Annotated in this window: 19 protein-coding genes and 1 pseudogene; 12 read left to right on the top strand and 8 right to left on the bottom strand. The window is 67.6% G+C overall.

Annotated elements, in window-relative coordinates:
• The first annotated feature begins 1 nt into the window (after position 1).
• Positions 2–1042, top strand: a complete 1041-nt coding sequence (locus tag OEJ36_RS13930; protein ID WP_263401996.1) for a GGDEF domain-containing protein — start codon at positions 2–4, stop codon at positions 1040–1042.
• A 24-nt stretch (positions 1043–1066) separates the two neighbouring features.
• Here the strand turns inward: OEJ36_RS13930 and OEJ36_RS13925 are convergent, their stop codons facing one another.
• Positions 1067–1279, bottom strand: a complete 213-nt coding sequence (locus OEJ36_RS13925; RefSeq protein ID WP_021220043.1) for a hypothetical protein — start codon at positions 1277–1279, stop codon at positions 1067–1069.
• 184 nt (positions 1280–1463) lie between these two features.
• On the opposite strand from OEJ36_RS13925, the gene OEJ36_RS13920 reads away from it, so the two are divergent.
• Positions 1464–4040: a PAS domain S-box protein gene (locus OEJ36_RS13920; RefSeq protein ID WP_263401995.1), complete on the top strand. Its 2577-nt coding sequence runs from the start codon at positions 1464–1466 to the stop codon at positions 4038–4040.
• Positions 4041–4353: 313 nt separating this feature from the next.
• Complete coding sequence (locus OEJ36_RS13915) at positions 4354–4851, top strand: Bro-N domain-containing protein (RefSeq protein WP_263401994.1); 498 nt, start codon at positions 4354–4356, stop codon at positions 4849–4851.
• 133 nt (positions 4852–4984) lie between these two features.
• Here the strand turns inward: OEJ36_RS13915 and OEJ36_RS13910 are convergent, their stop codons facing one another.
• Positions 4985–5209 carry a PLD nuclease N-terminal domain-containing protein gene (locus tag OEJ36_RS13910; RefSeq protein ID WP_021220040.1) on the bottom strand — a complete coding sequence of 75 codons (225 nt, stop codon included), beginning with the start codon at positions 5207–5209 and terminating at the stop codon, positions 4985–4987.
• A gap of 306 nt (positions 5210–5515) precedes the next feature.
• Here OEJ36_RS13910 and OEJ36_RS13905 point away from each other — a divergent pair.
• Positions 5516–5671: pseudogene (locus tag OEJ36_RS13905) on the top strand (general stress protein); the annotation flags it as partial.
• Between the two features lie 49 nt (positions 5672–5720).
• On the opposite strand, the gene OEJ36_RS13900 reads toward OEJ36_RS13905, so the two are convergent.
• A complete protein-coding gene (locus OEJ36_RS13900; RefSeq protein WP_263401992.1) occupies positions 5721–6866 on the bottom strand; it encodes a carboxylate-amine ligase in 1146 nt (381 codons plus the stop codon).
• A gap of 194 nt (positions 6867–7060) precedes the next feature.
• On the opposite strand from OEJ36_RS13900, the gene OEJ36_RS13895 reads away from it, so the two are divergent.
• From OEJ36_RS13895 to OEJ36_RS13880, 4 genes are read left to right on the top strand one after another with little or no spacing between them, the layout of a single operon-like run.
• The gene (locus OEJ36_RS13895) at positions 7061–8473 is read left to right on the top strand and encodes an iron-containing redox enzyme family protein (protein ID WP_263401991.1); all 1413 of its coding nucleotides are present in this window, start codon (positions 7061–7063) and stop codon (positions 8471–8473) included.
• A gap of 10 nt (positions 8474–8483) precedes the next feature.
• Positions 8484–9449 (top strand): class I SAM-dependent methyltransferase, encoded by a 966-nt coding sequence (locus tag OEJ36_RS13890; protein WP_263401990.1) that lies wholly within the window; start codon positions 8484–8486, stop codon positions 9447–9449.
• Positions 9450–9473: 24 nt separating this feature from the next.
• Entirely contained in the window at positions 9474–9620 is a 147-nt protein-coding gene (locus OEJ36_RS13885) for a hypothetical protein (protein WP_184490185.1), read from the top strand.
• Entirely contained in the window at positions 9617–9868 is a 252-nt protein-coding gene (locus OEJ36_RS13880; protein ID WP_263401989.1) for a carbon storage regulator, read from the top strand. Before OEJ36_RS13885 ends, OEJ36_RS13880 begins: the two co-directional genes overlap by 4 nt.
• Before the next feature lie 28 nt (positions 9869–9896).
• Here the strand turns inward: OEJ36_RS13880 and galU are convergent, their stop codons facing one another.
• A complete protein-coding gene (gene galU, locus OEJ36_RS13875; protein ID WP_263401988.1) occupies positions 9897–10793 on the bottom strand; it encodes a UTP--glucose-1-phosphate uridylyltransferase GalU in 897 nt (298 codons plus the stop codon).
• Positions 10794–10917: 124 nt separating this feature from the next.
• Between galU and OEJ36_RS13870 the strand changes: the two genes are divergently transcribed.
• Complete coding sequence (locus OEJ36_RS13870) at positions 10918–11151, top strand: hypothetical protein (RefSeq protein ID WP_263401987.1); 234 nt, start codon at positions 10918–10920, stop codon at positions 11149–11151.
• Between the two features lie 100 nt (positions 11152–11251).
• Positions 11252–11566, top strand: a complete 315-nt coding sequence (locus tag OEJ36_RS13865) for a hypothetical protein (RefSeq protein ID WP_263401986.1) — start codon at positions 11252–11254, stop codon at positions 11564–11566.
• Positions 11567–11572: 6 nt separating this feature from the next.
• Here OEJ36_RS13865 and OEJ36_RS13860 read toward each other — a convergent pair whose 3' ends face one another.
• The gene (locus tag OEJ36_RS13860) at positions 11573–11878 is read right to left on the bottom strand and encodes a hypothetical protein (RefSeq protein ID WP_263401985.1); all 306 of its coding nucleotides are present in this window, start codon (positions 11876–11878) and stop codon (positions 11573–11575) included.
• Positions 11879–12037: 159 nt separating this feature from the next.
• Between OEJ36_RS13860 and OEJ36_RS13855 the strand changes: the two genes are divergently transcribed.
• Entirely contained in the window at positions 12038–12499 is a 462-nt protein-coding gene (locus tag OEJ36_RS13855) for a DNA methylase (RefSeq protein ID WP_263401984.1), read from the top strand.
• 5 nt (positions 12500–12504) lie between these two features.
• On the opposite strand, the gene OEJ36_RS13850 is transcribed toward OEJ36_RS13855, so the two are convergent.
• The gene (locus OEJ36_RS13850; RefSeq protein ID WP_043242083.1) at positions 12505–12852 is read right to left on the bottom strand and encodes a DUF2892 domain-containing protein; all 348 of its coding nucleotides are present in this window, start codon (positions 12850–12852) and stop codon (positions 12505–12507) included.
• A gap of 29 nt (positions 12853–12881) precedes the next feature.
• Positions 12882–13190: a DUF2061 domain-containing protein gene (locus tag OEJ36_RS13845; protein WP_263401983.1), complete on the bottom strand. Its 309-nt coding sequence runs from the start codon at positions 13188–13190 to the stop codon at positions 12882–12884.
• A gap of 179 nt (positions 13191–13369) precedes the next feature.
• Here OEJ36_RS13845 and OEJ36_RS13840 point away from each other — a divergent pair, with 179 nt between their 5' ends.
• Positions 13370–13876, top strand: a complete 507-nt coding sequence (locus tag OEJ36_RS13840; protein WP_081711470.1) for a DUF4142 domain-containing protein — start codon at positions 13370–13372, stop codon at positions 13874–13876.
• Between the two features lie 301 nt (positions 13877–14177).
• Here the strand turns inward: OEJ36_RS13840 and OEJ36_RS13835 are convergent, their stop codons facing one another.
• A complete protein-coding gene (locus tag OEJ36_RS13835) occupies positions 14178–15344 on the bottom strand; it encodes a zinc-dependent alcohol dehydrogenase (RefSeq protein ID WP_263401982.1) in 1167 nt (388 codons plus the stop codon).
• Between the last annotated feature and the right edge of the window lie 89 nt (positions 15345–15433).

Genomic DNA, 15433 nt, shown 5'->3' with positions numbered 1-15433 from the left:
CATGGAAAATCTACTGTCTCTGCTTTCTGAAACCGTTCCCGACGCCAAGACGGTCGAGCAACTCACTCGTCCGTTGCTGACATTGCTCAGCAAGGTCACCGGGATGGAGTCCACCTACCTCACCACCATCGACCTCGATGCCGGCATCCAGCGGGTGGAGTTTGCCCGCAACGTCGGCGAGATGGAGATTCCCGAAGGGCTGTCCGTGCCCTGGGGAGACACCCTGTGCAAGCGCGCGCTCGATGAGAACCGCCTTTATTCGGACGATGTTTCCGAATGCTGGGGGGACTCCGAGGCGGCCAAGGCGCTGGGCATCCGCACCTATGTCAGTGCACCGCTGCGGGCCCGTGACGGTCGGCTGCTGGGCACCGTGTGTGCGGCCAGTTCCAGCCAGATGGCGCGCGCGCCGGAAGTGGAGCCGACGCTGTTGCTGATGTCCGGCCTGCTGAGCTTTTCCCTGGAGCGGGAGATCCTCGTCGAGCAGCTGCAAAGCACCAATGCGGAGCTGGCCCGGCTGGCCCTGACCGATGCGCTGACGGGGCTCTACAACCGCCGCGCCATCCTCGCGGAGATTCCGCGCCTGCTGGCCCTGGCCCGACGCGAGGACCGCTACCTGCTGGTGGGGGTGGTGGACCTGGATGGCTTCAAGGCCATCAACGACGAACACGGCCACCAATCCGGGGACCTTTTCCTCACCCAGGTGGCAGCCAACCTGCAGCAAGGCCTGCGCACCAGCGACATGCTCGGCCGCACCGGTGGGGATGAGTTCATCGTCGTCGCCCTGGGCCCCTACTCGGAAACGCAGGACCAGGCCAGCGAGATGAGCAACGCCGCCAGGCACCTGCAACAGCGCCTGGCCAGTGCCACCGTCGGGCATTACACCTTGAGCGGCGAGAGCAGCATCGACTACCGCGGTGCCAGCGCCGGCGTGGTGGCCCTGCTGCCCGAGGGCGTCGACGCGGAGGAAGCGATCAAGCGCGCCGACCGCGAGATGTACCGCATCAAGCAGGAACGCAAGCGCAACGCCGCCACCATGCACTGAGCCTGGGCGCCCGTGGGTGGGCGCTCAGATCTTCGGGCCGATATGCCGGCGCAGCACCGCCAGTTCGATGAATTCCGGTGCCTGCACGGCATTGGCGCTCAGCCCGGTGGCGGCTTCGCGCTTGGCCGCGCGAACCAGCTGTTCGCGGTCCAGCCCGGCGTCCACGGCGGCGGCCAGCACGGCCTCCAGGGCCACCCAGAGGGCGTCGTTCACGGCGGTGTGGCGAATGTCTTCCATCGGTCTCGTCCTTCTGCAAGAGAGGGAAAGGGTAGACCAGTCGGGCAACCCCGCTCCTCCACCTTGCCGCCGATCGTAGCGACTGCTTTGATTCTCTCGCCGCGCCCACAGATGGACTGAACGCCCGGCCGGCTTTGCCGCTCATAGTTGTTGACCAGCCCACGCGCGGAACCTGACCCACGACATGGAATCGCCTCAAGACACCCCTCGCGAAAACGCCCTGCCCGCCGTCCCCGGCTTCCTGCGCAACGGCGGCGAGATCGCCGCGCTGCTGCAACACGGCCACTGCAAGGATTCACCGCTCGGCCCGCCCGAGCACTGGACCCCGGCGTTGAAAACGCTGATGGCCACGGTGTTGCCGGCCAAGGCGCAGATCGTGCTGTTCTGGGGCCGCGAGTATGTGGCGCTGTACAACGACGCCTACGCGCCGAGCATCGGCACTAAGCACCCACGGGCCCTGGGTCGCCCGGCGCAGGAGAACTGGAGCGAGCTCTGGGACGACCTCGAACCCCTGCTGCGTGGCGTTCGGGACACCGGCGAGACCTTCGTCGCCAAGGACCGCCCCTTCTACATCGAGCGCCACGGCCACGGCGAGACCGTCTACTTCGACGTCTCCTACTCGGCGGTGCGCGAGGCCGACGGCACCGTGGGCGGCGTGCTGTGCATCGTCACCGAGACCACCGAACGGGTGCGCTTCGAGCACCGCCAGGCCTTCCTCCTCGAACTGGGCCGCATCCTGCCCTCGATCACCGATCCCGAGCGCATCGCCACCCTCACCGCGCGCCGCCTCGGCGAGGAACTGGGGGCGGCGCGGGTGCTGTTCGGCGAGGACAACGGCGACGGGCAGACCTTCAGCGTGCGCCATGAATACCTGCGCGACGCTCGCTCCGCCGCCGGCCACCACCGCTACCGCAATTTCGGCGCCAACCTCCTGGCCTCGCTGCAGGCGGGCGAAAGCGTCGCGCGCGACGACCTCCACCAGGACACCGGCCTGGGCTCCGGCGAAATGGCACTCGCCCGCGAACTCGGCCTGGCCGCCACGCTGCACGTACCGGTGCTGCGCCATGAGCAGCTGGAGGCGATGCTGGTCATCCACCACGCGCACCCCCACGTGTTTTCCGAACAGGAACGCCGGCTGGTAGAAGAAACTGCCAAGCTGGCCTGGGTGCTGATCAGCCACGCCCGTGCCGAGCGCGCCCTGCATGCCAGCTCGGCGCAGATATCGGCCATGTTCGACCAGGCCAGCGCCGGCATCGCCGTGTACGACCGCAACTGGCACTTCACCCTGGTCAACGACCGCTACTGCCAGATCGTCGGCCGCCCGCGCGAGGCCCTGCTCGGCCTGAGCCTGCCGGAAATCGCCCACCCGGAAAGCCCCTCCGCACGCCTGCACCTGCGCACCCTCGACGCCGACTCGCCCTTCGAGATGACCGAGCGCTACGCCCGCCCCGACGGCAAGCCGGCCTGGGTGCACAGCCAGATCACCCCGCTGGTGGATGAGCAGGGCAACGTCAACAGCATGCTCTGCGTGTGCATGGACATCAGCTCGCGCGTCCAGGCCGAGGCGCAGCTGCGAGAGCTGAACGAGGATCTGGAGGCCCGCGTCACGGCCATGGTCGCGCAGCGCGAAACGGCGCTGGCGCAACTGCACGAAGCCCGCAAGATGGAAACCATCGGCCAGCTCACCGGCGGCATCGCCCATGACTTCAACAACCTGCTGACGCCGATCATGGCCTCGCTGGAACTGGTGCGCCGGCGCGTGGATGACGAGCGCAGCCGCACCCTCATCGACAGCGCTCTGCAGGCCTCCGACCGCGCGCGGGTGCTGGTGGCTCGGCTGCTGACCTTCGCCCGCCGGCAGACGCTCAACCCCCGGGCGGTGGCCCTGAGCGTGCTGATCAACGACATGCGCGAACTCATCGAGCGCTCGCTGGGGCCGATGATAGACGTCGAGGTGAACATCCCCGGCCGCCTGCCGGCCGTGGTGGTCGACCCGCACCAGCTCGAACTGGCCATCCTCAACCTCGCGGTCAACGCCCGCGACGCCATGGAGGGCCGTGGCCAGCTGACCCTTTCTGCGGCGCTGGACAGCGTGCCCGCCGGCCGGGTGCCGGGCCTCGCCGAGGGCCGCTACGTCAGCCTGAGCGTCAGCGATACCGGCAGCGGCATGGACGAGGTCACCCTCGACCGCTGCCTGGAGCCCTTCTTCACCACCAAGGGCGTGGGCAAGGGCACCGGGCTCGGCCTGTCGATGGTGCAGGGGCTGGCTGCGCAAACCGGTGGCGGTATCGCGATCGGCTCCGAAGCCGGCAAGGGCACCCGGGTGACGCTGTGGCTGCCCATCAGCGCCGAGCAGAGCAGCCACGAGGCGCCCCTCACCGACGCCGCGCCAGCGCCGCAGAAACCCACCCATGTGCTGCTGGTGGACGACGAGGAGATGGTCCGCCAGACCGTCGCCCTGCAACTGCAGGACCTGGGCTACCAGGTGACCGAAGCGAGTTCGGCCAGCGCCGCGTTGCGCATCATCGAACAGGGCCCGCTGCCGGATGTGCTGGTCACCGACCACATCATGGTCGACCAGACCGGTGCCCAGCTCGTCGAGGAATTGCGCCAGCGCAAGATCGCCATGCCGGTGCTGATCATCACCGGCTTCGCCACCCTCACCTCGGCGCAACTCCAGGGCACCGAGGTGCTGAGCAAACCCTTCCGCCGCGCGGAGCTGGCCGAGCGCCTCGCCCGGCTGGTGGAGGCGGCCGGCTGAGCCCGGCCCCTTGCCCTCCTCCGCTTCGCTCCCTATCCTGCGGCGGTCGCGGTCAATCCCGCGGCCGGGTTTGACGACCCGAACATACTGGCGCGAATGCGTAGCCAAGGCGCATGCGAAAAACGGCGGACGTTTTTTGCAGGCATCGGCACGCATGCAGTTTTTAGCTGCTCTGCTCTATGGCAGATCGCGCAGGGAGACCCTCGCGGGTCTGCCGGTTTCCAGTATGCCGGTTCGTCAACCCTGCGCGGTCTGCCACCCTAATGTTTGACGACGTTGGTGGCAGTCTTCCAACTCATACTGGAGCTCCACCATGCATGACGCATCCACCCCCATCGTTTTCCAACGCCTCAACCACCAGCAGCGCACCGTGATGGTCGACAACCAGCCCTGGTTCGTCGCCCACGACTTCGCCCGCCTGATCGGTGCCCTGCGCCCCTACCGCATGACCCGCCTGGTGGACCCGCACCAGCGCCGTGTCGTGGTGCTGCGCCACGCCAGTGGTGGCCGCGAGGAGGTGCTGGCCATCAGCGAGGCCGGTGCCTATCGCCTGCTGTACCGCTTCAACCACCCCGAGCATCGCGGCATCAGCCGCTGGCTCAGCGAAGAGGTGGTACCCACCCTGTACGACCAGCACCGCGATGACGAGGCCACGCCACGGCGGGCCTACATGGTGTGGGCCGAGCACCCGGTGAACGCCTTGAAGTGGCAGGGCGAACTGTGGATCGCCCGGGGCGACCTGCCGGTGTTCCTCGCCGCCCACGATGACCCCGCACTGAGCGATGAACCGAGCTGGAAGCGCCCGCGCTGACGGCAGGGGCGCACCCGGGCCAAGGCTGGAAGTGGGCAAAAAAAATCCACCTGGGCCAAGTGAGAACCCGGGTGGATGAAGAGGTGAAGGTCACACCTTTAGTGGGAGGGCGGGCCGGCTCGATAGGTTCAGGCTACTTGCTGTGCTCCGGCGACGACGGCCCCTCCACCACGCCCCGTGGCCCGGCGATGCCCCAGTAGACCAGGCCGAGTATGGGGAACAGCGAGATGCCCAGGGCCCAGAGCGCCTTGGTGCCCACGGTCTTGTCGCTGCGGAAGACGCTGATGATGGCCCAGATATCGAGCAGGATCAGGATCGCCGCCATGGCGATCCAGAAATAGGAAAAGGGTGCGGACATGGTCGTCTCCTCCGCTGGTGGCGATGACGGGGGAGCCGCCGCGCACAGCGCTCCCCCCTTGCAGCATTGGAAGAGCCTGCCGCACCACAGGTTCAGGGAATCGAGCCTTGGGAAGCCGCCAGGGTGGGCCTTCGCCACCGCGCGAACATCACCGCGCCATCGCCGAGTCATCATGAAAACCGTTTGTCGATCAATCGCTTAGCGAAGCGCGAGGCGAGGCGAACAATTCCGCCGGGCTCCGTTCAGAGTTCAGGTAGGGCCAATCCCGGCCTGCCTGAAAGGAGCACCATCATGAGCAACAAGAACCCCGGCAACTTCAGCAACGACCGTGAAAAAGCCTCCGAAGCCGGCCGCAAGGGTGGCCAGAGCAGCGGCGGCAACAACTTCGCCAATGACCGCGAGAAAGCCTCCGAAGCGGGCCGCAAAGGCGGCCAGAGCAGCGGTGGCAACCGTAACTCGTAAGTCGTAGTACGCAGCCCGGGCTTCGCTCAGGCGAAGCCGGGGCTGGACCTCAATCCGCCTCGCCGCCTTCGAGGCCCATCTGCCGCCGCAACGCATCCACCAGGTCCGCCAGGGCCTGCCGTCCGCTCCGCCCCTCGCCTCTCCTGCGCTGATAGAACCCGAGCTGGAACTCCGCCCCGCTGCCCGCCTCGGCCAACCATCGCGCCCGGCTCAGCGCCGCCTCGTCGCCTACGGCCCGCGCCTGTTCGCCGACCTGCCCGAGCACCGACTCCAGCCAGTCCCTGAAACCGGTGACGACACGCGTGTGCGGGTCGACGAAGCGCCCGTGGCGGCCATGGCGCATGGCCTGCCAATGGTTCTCACGGGTGATCAGGCGCGTCAGCGGGTCGCTCACCCAATGGGGCTCGTCGCCCTGGGAGGCGACCGCCACCATGGCGCGGAACAGCCCGGCGATGCACAGCACATCATCGAGCCGCGGGCAGGCATCGGCGATGCGCAGCTCCAGCGTGGGGAAGCGCGCGGAAGGCCGCAGCGCCCACCAGACATCGGCCTCGGTGCGGATCAGCCCGGAGCCCAGGAGCAACCGCCGGTAATCGTCATAGGCCGCCTCGTCGGCGAAGTGATCGGGTATGCCCATGCGCGGCCATTCCCCGCAGGCCGCCTGGCGATAGCTCAGCAACCCGGATGGGCGCCCCTCCCAGAACGGCGAGGAGGCGCTGAGCACCAGCAGCAATGGCAGCCAGGGCGTGACCCGGTTCATCACCCGGATGCGGTCCAGCCCCTCGGCGATGCCCACGTGCACGTGCAGGCCGGACAGCACGCTGCGCCTGGCCACCAGTTGGTGATCGTCGAACAGTTGCTGGTAACGGGCCGGCGCGCTGCTCCTCTGCTGGCGCCAGCCGCCCAGGGGATGGGTGCCCACCGCGAGGATGCCCAGCCCGTGCGGGCGCCCCAGCGTGTCGAGCGTGGCGCGTACACCGGCCAGGCAGTCGCGGGCCTCGTCCAGGCGGTACAGCACCGGTGTGGCGATCTCGATCTGGGTGGTGAACATCTCCGTCGCCAGCCGCTCGCCCAGCGCTTCCCGGCAAGCGTCGACGTAGCGTTGCACCGAGCGCCGGGCGAGCCTGCGCGTCGCGAGGTCGGTGATGAAGTACTCCTCTTCTATCCCGAAGCCACCCGGCGAATCGGTTGCCATCAGCATTCTCCTTCAGTGATGCATCCCAAGAGGACGCCCGTCGCCCCCGCCCGGTTCCAGTCGTTTCGCCTGGCGAATTAAGTCGGAATCTTTTCCGCCCTGGCCCCCTCACAACCAAGAGGTGCAAAAGCGCCCGTACGAGAGCAGCGAAGCGCCCGCTTCGCGAGGTCCTGCCCGTTCCGGAGAAACTGCCGATGTCCGTTCTCAGCCCAGTCGATACCACCCAGGCCGATGTGCCCCTGGCCATGGCCCCGCTCGGCCCCGCCCAGCGCCTGTATCAGGAGCTGCTGCAACAGCCCGCGGACAGCCTGGACGATGCGCGGGCCTTCCTTCACGAACAACTGCGGCAGGCCGCCGCGCTGCCTTGCGACCTGCCGGGCGAGCCCGCCGACCTGGCGGCCTGGTCCCGCCGCAACGCCGCCCAGGTCACCCACCAATACGCGGCTTACCTGGAAGAGCGCCGCAACGGCGCGGGCCGCCGCTACTTCGGCGACCGCGCCCATGCGCTGTACTTCCTCCGTGGCGTGGCGCCCACCAAGCTGGTGGATGGCGCCTGGCTCCACGGCACCCTGCGCCACTGGCGCGACACCCGCTTCACCCCGCTGGTGCGCACCTTTCTCGAAGAGCTGGGCGATGGCGTGGCCGCGCAGAACCATGTGCTGCTGTACCGCCGCCTGCTCGCCAGCCACGGCTGCGACGACCTCACCGGGCTGGACGATGCGCACTACCTGCAGGGCGCCACTCAGCTCGCGCTCGGCGCCCTGGCCGAGGAGTTCCTGCCGGAGGTCATCGGCTACAACCTGGGCTACGAACAGCTGCCGCTGCACCTGCTGATCAGTGCCTTCGAGCTCGACGAGCTGGACATCGACCCGTACTACTTCCAGCTCCACGTGACCATCGACAACAGCGCCACCGGCCATGCGCACAGGGCCGTGCAGGCGGTGCTGGACAACCACCCGCTGGTGGCCGACGCCGAGGACTTCTACCGCCGCGTCAGCCTCGGCTATCGCCTCAACGACCTGGGCCTGGGCTCCCGCGCGGTGATCGCCGACTTCGACCTGGAGCGCGAGCTGCTGGAGATGTTCGAGCGCAAGCGCGGCGTCGCCGGGCAGGTGCACTCCGACTACTGCCGCATCGAAGGACGCACCGTCAACCAGTGGCTCGGCGCCGACGAAGGCATCACCGACTTCCTCTCGGCGCTGCAACGCCGGGGCTGGATACGCCGCCACCAAGACCCCGCCGAGAGCCGCTTCTGGCAACTGGTGCAAGGTGAGCGCGCGGCGATGTTCGGCGTGTTCTCGCTGTACGAGCAGCAACTGCTGCATGACTGGATCGCCGGCACCTGGGAGCGCCCCGGCACGGGCGCGCTGTCCCGCAACGGCGTGTTCCGCAGCCGCCACCGGCAGCCGCACATGCCCTCCCAGGAGCGCCAGCGCCCCTCGCTGCAACCCCGGGAAAACCCCGAGCAGCGCCAACTGCTGGACGAGCTGCAGCGGCTCGACGAAGCCCGTTACGAAGCGCGGCTGATCGAGTTGCAGGGCCCCGCCACCCACTGGACGCCGGCCGGGCTGCTCGCCACCCGGCTGTTCTCCGAACTGACTCGCTGAGGAGCGCACCTTGTATTACCCCCTGGACCACCTCGGCGTGGCGGCCGACCACCCGCTGCTGCGTCTGGGCCAGTTGCTGGCCAAGCGCGGCTATCGCTTCACCACCATCACCCCGCTGTCACACCAGCGCGTCAATGCGCGGCCGGGCAACCGGGAAGCGCGCACCCTGGAGGACGTCTTCGGCTGGAGCCGCCCCTTCCGGGAGACGCTGGTGGGCGATGAGCTGTTCGCCTTGCTGCGCGACGCGGACGCCCTGGAAGCCCAGGGCGAGCTGTGGTCGAGCCGCATCCGCTGGTCCAGCCTCGACGGCCACCTGTTCGTGCATTCTCGCTACCCGACCACCGACGCCGACGCGGTGTTCTTCGGCCCCGATACCTACCGCTTCGCCCAGGCCCTGCACCAGCACCTGGCGGGCGAAACGCGTACCGCCCTGCGGATCGCCGACATCGGCTGCGGCGCCGGCCCGGGCGCCCTGCTTGCGGCACTGGCCAAGCCCCAGGCGGAGGTCCTGGCCCTGGACATCAACGACCGCGCGCTGACCTGCACTGCCGTCAATGCGCGGCTGGCCGGCGCGGCGAACCTGATCCCGCGGCACAGCGACCTGCTGCACCAGGTGGACGGGGCGCTCGACCTGATCATCGCCAACCCGCCCTACATGCTGGACCCGGCGGAGCGCGCCTATCGCCACGGCGGCGGCGAGCATGGCGCCGGGCTCTCGCAGGCGATCATCGAGGCCGCGCTGGAACGCCTCGCCCCCGGCGGCTCGCTGCTGCTGTACACGGGGGTGGCGATGTTCGGTGGCCGCGACCCGTTTCGCGACAGTTTCCAGCCGCTGCTCGACGCCCATGCCTGGCCGTGGCGCTATCGGGAAATGGACCCGGACGTGTTCGGCGAGGAACTGGACAACCCCCTTTATGCCCAGGCCGACCGCATCGCTGCGGTGGTGCTGGAGCTGACGCGCCCGGCCAATGGCTGAGTGCCCCACGACGAGGACCACGCCATGCAGGACGATAAGGACGACCCCATCAACGACCCCGGCAACGAAGACCCGGGCTCCGCCGTCGAACGGCTGCCCGAGGACGATGCCGAGGTGCACCCGGACGACCCGGACATTCAGGGCGACGATGGCTCGGGGGACCCGCAATGACGCCCGCCCCGGTACCGCCCGAGCAGGCTGCCGAGGGCCGGACGCGCATCATCACCTGTGAGAAGGACCAGCAGTTCCACATCGGCAACGATGTTGTGATCACCATCACCGAGATCCGCGGCTTCTCGGTGAAGATGGCCATCGGCGCGCCGCGCTCCGTACCGGTGCATCGCGAGGAAATCTACCGGCGCATCCAGCAGGCGCTGGAGGCCGAGCAGCGCCAGTCCACGGGCGCCCGCGAACCCTGAGGGGCGAACCGCAGCGGGCGCGCTGGACTCAGGCGGGCACTTCGTCCTGCACGGGCAGGTGTTCGTTGGCCGCGGGTTCGGCAGCCTTCGCCGCGCGCTTGTGGCCATGGAGGTTCTCGAAACAGAAGTTGGTCGCCTCCACATAGCCTTCCGCCGAGCCACAGTCGAAGCGCCGCCCCTTGAAGCGGTAGGCCAGCACGCACCCCTGCCGGGCCTGCTCCATGAGCGCGTCGGTGATCTGGATTTCGCCGCCCTTGCCCGGTGCGGTGCGTTCGATGTGCTCGAAGATGTCCGGCGTGAGGATGTAGCGGCCGATGATGGCCAGGTTGGAGGGCGCATCCTCCGGCTTGGGTTTCTCCACCATGCGCTCGACCCGCACCAGGTCGTCGCGCAGGGCATCGCCGACGACGATGCCGTACTTGCCGGTTTCCTCCCAGGGCACCTCTTCGATGGCGACGATGGAGCAGCGGAACTTGTTGTACAGCTGGACCATCTGCGCGAGCACGCCATCGCCGCCGGGGTTGAGGCACAGGTCGTCGGCCAGGACCACGGCGAAGGCTTCATCGCCGATCAGCGGGCGACCGCAGAGGATGGCGTGGCCCAGCCCCTTCATTTCCACCTGGCGGGTATAGGAGAAGGTGCATTCGCTGATCAGCCGGCGGATGCCGCCCAGGGCCCGCTCCTTGTCGGTGTTGCTGATCTGCTGCTCCAGCTCGTAGCTGATGTCGAAGTGGTCCTCCAGCGAGCGCTTGCCGCGCCCGGTGACCATGGCGATCTGGTGCAGCCCGGCCGCCAGTGCCTCCTCGACGCCGTACTGGATCAGCGGCGTGTCCACCACCGGGAGCATCTCCTTCGGCATCGACTTGGTGGCAGGCAGAAAGCGCGTGCCATAGCCGGCGGCGGGGAACAGACATTTCCTGATCATCGGGGCATCTCCTTGGTATGGGTGCAGTGAGATGCTGACTGCCGGCATCGCCGCTCGGTTCAAGGAAAATGGGCTGAGCGCGGGCGCGGTCTATGCTTGGTTTTCCCAGCCAGCGGAGAACGCCATGACAAAGGACGAGATGAAGAACCGTCTCAACGACGCGATCCAGGCCACCCTCGACTCCCAGCGCGGCGGTCCCTTCCCCGCCCGACAGATTTCCTACTCCGTGGCCATCGGCATGGCGGCGGCGATGCAGCTGTGCGAGCTGGTGGAGGGTGAGGAATACAGCCAGATCATCCAGCGCATCACCGACAGCATCGAGCACGACTTCGCCAAGGCGGCCGAGCCAAAATCCTGATCGTCGGCTCGTCTGTTTTTTTGTTGAAACATTCTCCTGGCCACTCCGCTCTATAGCGCTGTCCGCCCCTTCCCGTGGGTCATTGCAATCAGGAGGAGATATGGATTGGCTCATCAGCTACCGCAACGCTGAAGGTCAGGAGAAGTCGGTCACCATTCGCTCGGGCCATCTGCCCAACCACAAGACGGCTGCCCGCTGTGTGGTGGAACACGCCTTCGGCGACAAGCCCCCCAGGCCGCTCGGCAACCTGTCCGCTGTGGTCTGGCTCGCCAGCTGCGGGTTGGAGATTCTGGACATCAGCCTGCTGCGGGATGATCGAGCGGGGCTACAGCCGATAGCGTTTTCCCGCCCGCAGCCCTACTACCGCCAGAAGCGCGAGGCGGAGGCAGCGCAGCCGGAACAGCCCGCGCCGTAGCGGCGCTCACGGCGGCGGCTGGAGCGCGCGCAGCTCCTCCAGCCGCCGTTCTATCAGTTTCAGGGCGGCGCCGATGCCCGCGTCGAACGGATCGGTGCCACCGACCACCTCCGTTACCGCCCCCGCCTCCCGCAATTGCTCGGCCAGCCTTTGCAATTCCGTCTCCGCGGCGCTGCCCTCGCCGCTTGCGCGGGCCCGTTCAATCAGCCGCCGCAACGCCTGCAGCGGTTCTTCCCCCCGGGAATGCGGGGCGGCGACTATTTCCAGAGCCAGTTCAAGCCCGGCCAGGTCCTGGCGGGTGAGCGTTCGCATGGGGCTTCCTGAGCGCAGGTGTTTCATCAGTGACACGCGGGAAGCGGCCCGAGTTGCAGATTTCGACTGTCCCACGCAGGCGCCGGCGAGGCGGATTCCCTGAACGTTTCAGCGGAAGGCCGGACAGACCAGAAAAGCCCCCCGGACGAGGTAACCGCCATGGCGACCCAACGCATCACCGCCCACCAGCTCGGCCTGGACCAGGCACTGGCTCGCGCCGAAGAAAGCGCCCTGTTCAAATGGCTGATCGCCAGTTTCCTGTTCGGCAAGCCCATCCAGCAGGCCATCGCCGTACAGGCCTATCGGGTGATAGTCGAGGAGCACGGGCGCGATACGCCGCGCAAGCTGGGCCACTGCAGCCACGCCGAGCTGGTGCGGATGCTCGGCCAGGCGCACTACGTGCGCTACGACAATTCCACCGCCGAGCGCCTGCTCAAGCTGTGCGACAAGCTGCACGACGAATACGGCGACCGCCTCGGCACCCTGGTCGAACGCAGCGCCGACCAGGCCGAGTGCGAGAAGCGGCTGCTGGCGTTCGAGGGGATTGGGCCGAAGACCGTGGAGATCTTCATGCGCGAGGCCGGCCCTGCGCTGTTCGGCAGGGCGGCCCGGCACGGTTGAGCCGCTCAGGGCGAGATGGGGTCGCTTGCAGGGAAGGTCTCTTCCACGGCGTTATCGACCTTGGCCTCCAGGGCCCGCTGGCTGCGCAGCGGGTGGTCTTCGATGCGCGGCAGTGCGGCGCGCAAAGCGGCCACGCGCTGGCGCAGGTATTCCAGCTCCGTATCGGGGTCGAACACCAGTCCCTTCATGCTGCAGTGGCCGCTGACACCGCGCAGCAGCAGTGCGGCACCGCCAAGGGCCTTGATCACCCCCGGAGCACCGCCGCGGTACACGCCGGATGCGATGGAAACCAGGCCGGCGGCGACCGAGAAGGCGCGCTCGACGCCATGGACGTTATGGGGTTGTGGGTACATGAGGCTGTCTCCTTATGGTTGAAGCGGCACTAGCGCGAGGCGCGCCGCAAGTCGTGGGAAAGGTTGCCGTGGCCATGGCCCTTCTGCGGCGCGGCGCGCACGCCGAAACGCTCCCATACACGCTCGTGGAAATAGAAGGCGATGGTGTTGCAGGCCGGTTCGATCAGGGCGATGAGGCCGCCGGTCAGCAGGCTCCCGGTGAGCAGGTAGGCCACGGTGAAGGCGATGGTGAAGTGCAGCACGGCGAAGCTCAGCGTCTTGACCAGCGGCTGGCGGCGCTGGGGCGGCGTCGCCCGGGGCGGTGCCGTGTTCGTCGAGCGTTCGTTGCGTATCGCCATGGGCCTTCTCCTGGTTCTGTCGGTCGCTATGGATTGGAAGGGCGAGGGCCCGGTCGAGGTTCAGGAAATCGGGCGGGTGGTGCCCGGACAGGCACAGGCGCGACGCCCATCCGATTGCTGCAACTTTCCGCCGGGGCGCCGCTTCTACAGCCATGCACCCACGATCCCAGGAGATCGCCATGAGATTCGCCCGACTCGCTCTACCCGCCCTGCTCTGCGCCTCCCTTAGCGCCCCATTGTTCGCCGCCGACACGATCGACGCGGATGACTTCGTCGACGAAGCCAGTGCCGGCGGCATCGCCGAGATCGAAGGCGGCAAGCTGGCACTGGAGAAATCCTCCTCGGCCAGCGTCAAGACCTTCGCCCAGCAGATGATCGACGACCACGGCGCGGCCAATCGCGAGCTGGCGGTGCTGGCCCGCGAGAAGAAGCTGGAGGTGGCCACCGAAGCCGAGCTGATGAGCAAGGCCAAGGCCCTGATCCTCAAGCTGCGTGACGGTGAGAACTTCGACGAGGCCTATGCCAACAACCAGGTGGCGGCCCACGAGAAGACCATCGAGCTGTTCAAGGAAGCCGCCGCTTCGGATGACAAGGAAATCGCCGCCTGGGCCACCAAGACCCTGCCCAAGCTCGAGCATCACCTGCAGATGGCCCGCGACCTCGCCGCCACTCACAAGAAGCCCTGATGCAATGACGGGGGGTGGAGGCCGGTAGTGGCCTCCACCCCCACTGCTCCAACCGGGACTCCGCTGGTGGACAAGAAGAGCGTTGTCCACCCGAAAAGCCACTTCGCAGTCATGCCGGCGATGGGCCGTCTCGTGCCTGCAGGTCGGGTGAAACCCGACACCACGGCACCCGCCACGCGGGTTTCACCCGCCCTACGAATCTCTCCAGGGCACACCCGTAGGGTGGATGACGCCTTCACCCATCCACCCTCTCTTTCGCGGCTGAAACCGCTCCCACAGGAAAGCACCGATGTGCTCGGGATCACGGGCGCAGGATCACCTTGCGGCAGTCGTCCTCGGCCTTGTCGAACAGGCGGTAGCCTTCGGCGGCGTCCGCGAGGTCGAGGCGGTGACTGATAATGATCTCGGGGTTCAGCTCGCCCTTCTGGATGTGTTCCAGCAGGCCGGGCAGCAGGGGGTGGACATGGGTCTGCCCCATCTTGAAGGTCAGCCCCTTGTCGAAGGCATCCCCGAACAGGAAGCCGTGGATGAAACCGGCATAGACACCCGGAACGCTCACGGTGCCGCCACGGCGCACGGCGGCGATGCACTGGCGCAGGGCGGCGCCGCTGCTGGCCTCCAGCTTCAATGCCGTGAGCACGGTTTCGGTGGTGCTGCCCTTGGCCTCGAAGCCCACGGCATCGATGGCCGCATCCACGCCCCGGTGCCCGGGCGTCTGCTCGATGATGGCTTCGGCCGGGTCGTCGATCTCGTCGAAATTGATGGGTATCACCCCATAGGTGCGCTGCGCATAGGCCAGCCGGTAGGCGTGCTGGTCGACCATGAAGATCTGCTCGGCGCCGAGCATGCGCGCGCAGGCAGCGGCCATCAGCCCCACCGGGCCGGCGCCGTAGATGGCCACGCGGCTGCCCTGTCCTATGCCGGCATTGATCACCGCCTGGTAGCCCGTGGGCAGGATGTCGGTGAGGAACAGGACCTTTTCATCGTCCAGCTCGTCGGGGATGCGGAAGGGGCCGGTGTTGGCCTTGGGCACCCGTACCCGCTCCGCCTGGCCGCCCGGGAGCCCGCCATAGAGGTGGCTGTAACCGAACAGTGCGGCGCCCGAGGGAATCTGCTTCTTGTTGAGAATGGCGCCACGCCCGGGGTTGGTGGTCTCACAGGCGGCGTGCAGGTTCATCTCGCAGAAGAAGCAGCTGCCGCAGGCGATCACGAAGGGCACGATCACCCGGTCGCCCCGGCTCACGGCGGTGACAGCGGGCCCCACTTCCTCTACCACGCCCATGAACTCGTGACCGAACACGTCGCCATGTTTCACCTGGGGAATCTTGCCGCGATACAGGTGCAGGTCCGAGCCGCAGATGGCGGTGGCCGTCACCCGCAGGATGATGTCGTCCGGCTCCTGGATGATGGGGTCCGGCACGTTGTCGACGCGGACATCGTGGCTGCCGTGGTAGGTGAGTGCACGCATGGGAAACCTCCGAAACGAGTGGGCGTTCATCAGTCCGAAAGGTGGATGCGCGAGGCGTTCAGGGTTTCGGGATGAGTGGCGTACCGTTG

Source organism: Pseudomonas sp. PDM13, from assembly GCF_025685765.1.
In the GTDB taxonomy this organism is placed as follows: domain Bacteria; phylum Pseudomonadota; class Gammaproteobacteria; order Pseudomonadales; family Pseudomonadaceae; genus Metapseudomonas; species Metapseudomonas solani.
This window is presented reverse-complemented; position numbering and strand designations above follow the sequence as displayed.

Coding starts and splice junctions, on each gene's coding strand:
- OEJ36_RS13930 (WP_263401996.1), top strand. CDS start 2: ATGGAAAATCTACTGTCTCTGCTTTCTGAAACCGTTCCCGACGCCAAG.
- OEJ36_RS13925 (WP_021220043.1), bottom strand. CDS start 1,279: ATGGAAGACATTCGCCACACCGCCGTGAACGACGCCCTCTGGGTGGCC.
- OEJ36_RS13920 (WP_263401995.1), top strand. CDS start 1,464: ATGGAATCGCCTCAAGACACCCCTCGCGAAAACGCCCTGCCCGCCGTC.
- OEJ36_RS13915 (WP_263401994.1), top strand. CDS start 4,354: ATGCATGACGCATCCACCCCCATCGTTTTCCAACGCCTCAACCACCAG.
- OEJ36_RS13910 (WP_021220040.1), bottom strand. CDS start 5,209: ATGTCCGCACCCTTTTCCTATTTCTGGATCGCCATGGCGGCGATCCTG.
- OEJ36_RS13900 (WP_263401992.1), bottom strand. CDS start 6,866: ATGGCAACCGATTCGCCGGGTGGCTTCGGGATAGAAGAGGAGTACTTC.
- OEJ36_RS13895 (WP_263401991.1), top strand. CDS start 7,061: ATGTCCGTTCTCAGCCCAGTCGATACCACCCAGGCCGATGTGCCCCTG.
- OEJ36_RS13885 (WP_184490185.1), top strand. CDS start 9,474: ATGCAGGACGATAAGGACGACCCCATCAACGACCCCGGCAACGAAGAC.
- OEJ36_RS13880 (WP_263401989.1), top strand. CDS start 9,617: ATGACGCCCGCCCCGGTACCGCCCGAGCAGGCTGCCGAGGGCCGGACG.
- galU (WP_263401988.1), bottom strand. CDS start 10,793: ATGATCAGGAAATGTCTGTTCCCCGCCGCCGGCTATGGCACGCGCTTT.
- OEJ36_RS13870 (WP_263401987.1), top strand. CDS start 10,918: ATGACAAAGGACGAGATGAAGAACCGTCTCAACGACGCGATCCAGGCC.
- OEJ36_RS13865 (WP_263401986.1), top strand. CDS start 11,252: ATGGATTGGCTCATCAGCTACCGCAACGCTGAAGGTCAGGAGAAGTCG.
- OEJ36_RS13860 (WP_263401985.1), bottom strand. CDS start 11,878: ATGCGAACGCTCACCCGCCAGGACCTGGCCGGGCTTGAACTGGCTCTG.
- OEJ36_RS13855 (WP_263401984.1), top strand. CDS start 12,038: ATGGCGACCCAACGCATCACCGCCCACCAGCTCGGCCTGGACCAGGCA.
- OEJ36_RS13850 (WP_043242083.1), bottom strand. CDS start 12,852: ATGTACCCACAACCCCATAACGTCCATGGCGTCGAGCGCGCCTTCTCG.
- OEJ36_RS13845 (WP_263401983.1), bottom strand. CDS start 13,190: ATGGCGATACGCAACGAACGCTCGACGAACACGGCACCGCCCCGGGCG.
- OEJ36_RS13840 (WP_081711470.1), top strand. CDS start 13,370: ATGAGATTCGCCCGACTCGCTCTACCCGCCCTGCTCTGCGCCTCCCTT.
- OEJ36_RS13835 (WP_263401982.1), bottom strand. CDS start 15,344: ATGCGTGCACTCACCTACCACGGCAGCCACGATGTCCGCGTCGACAAC.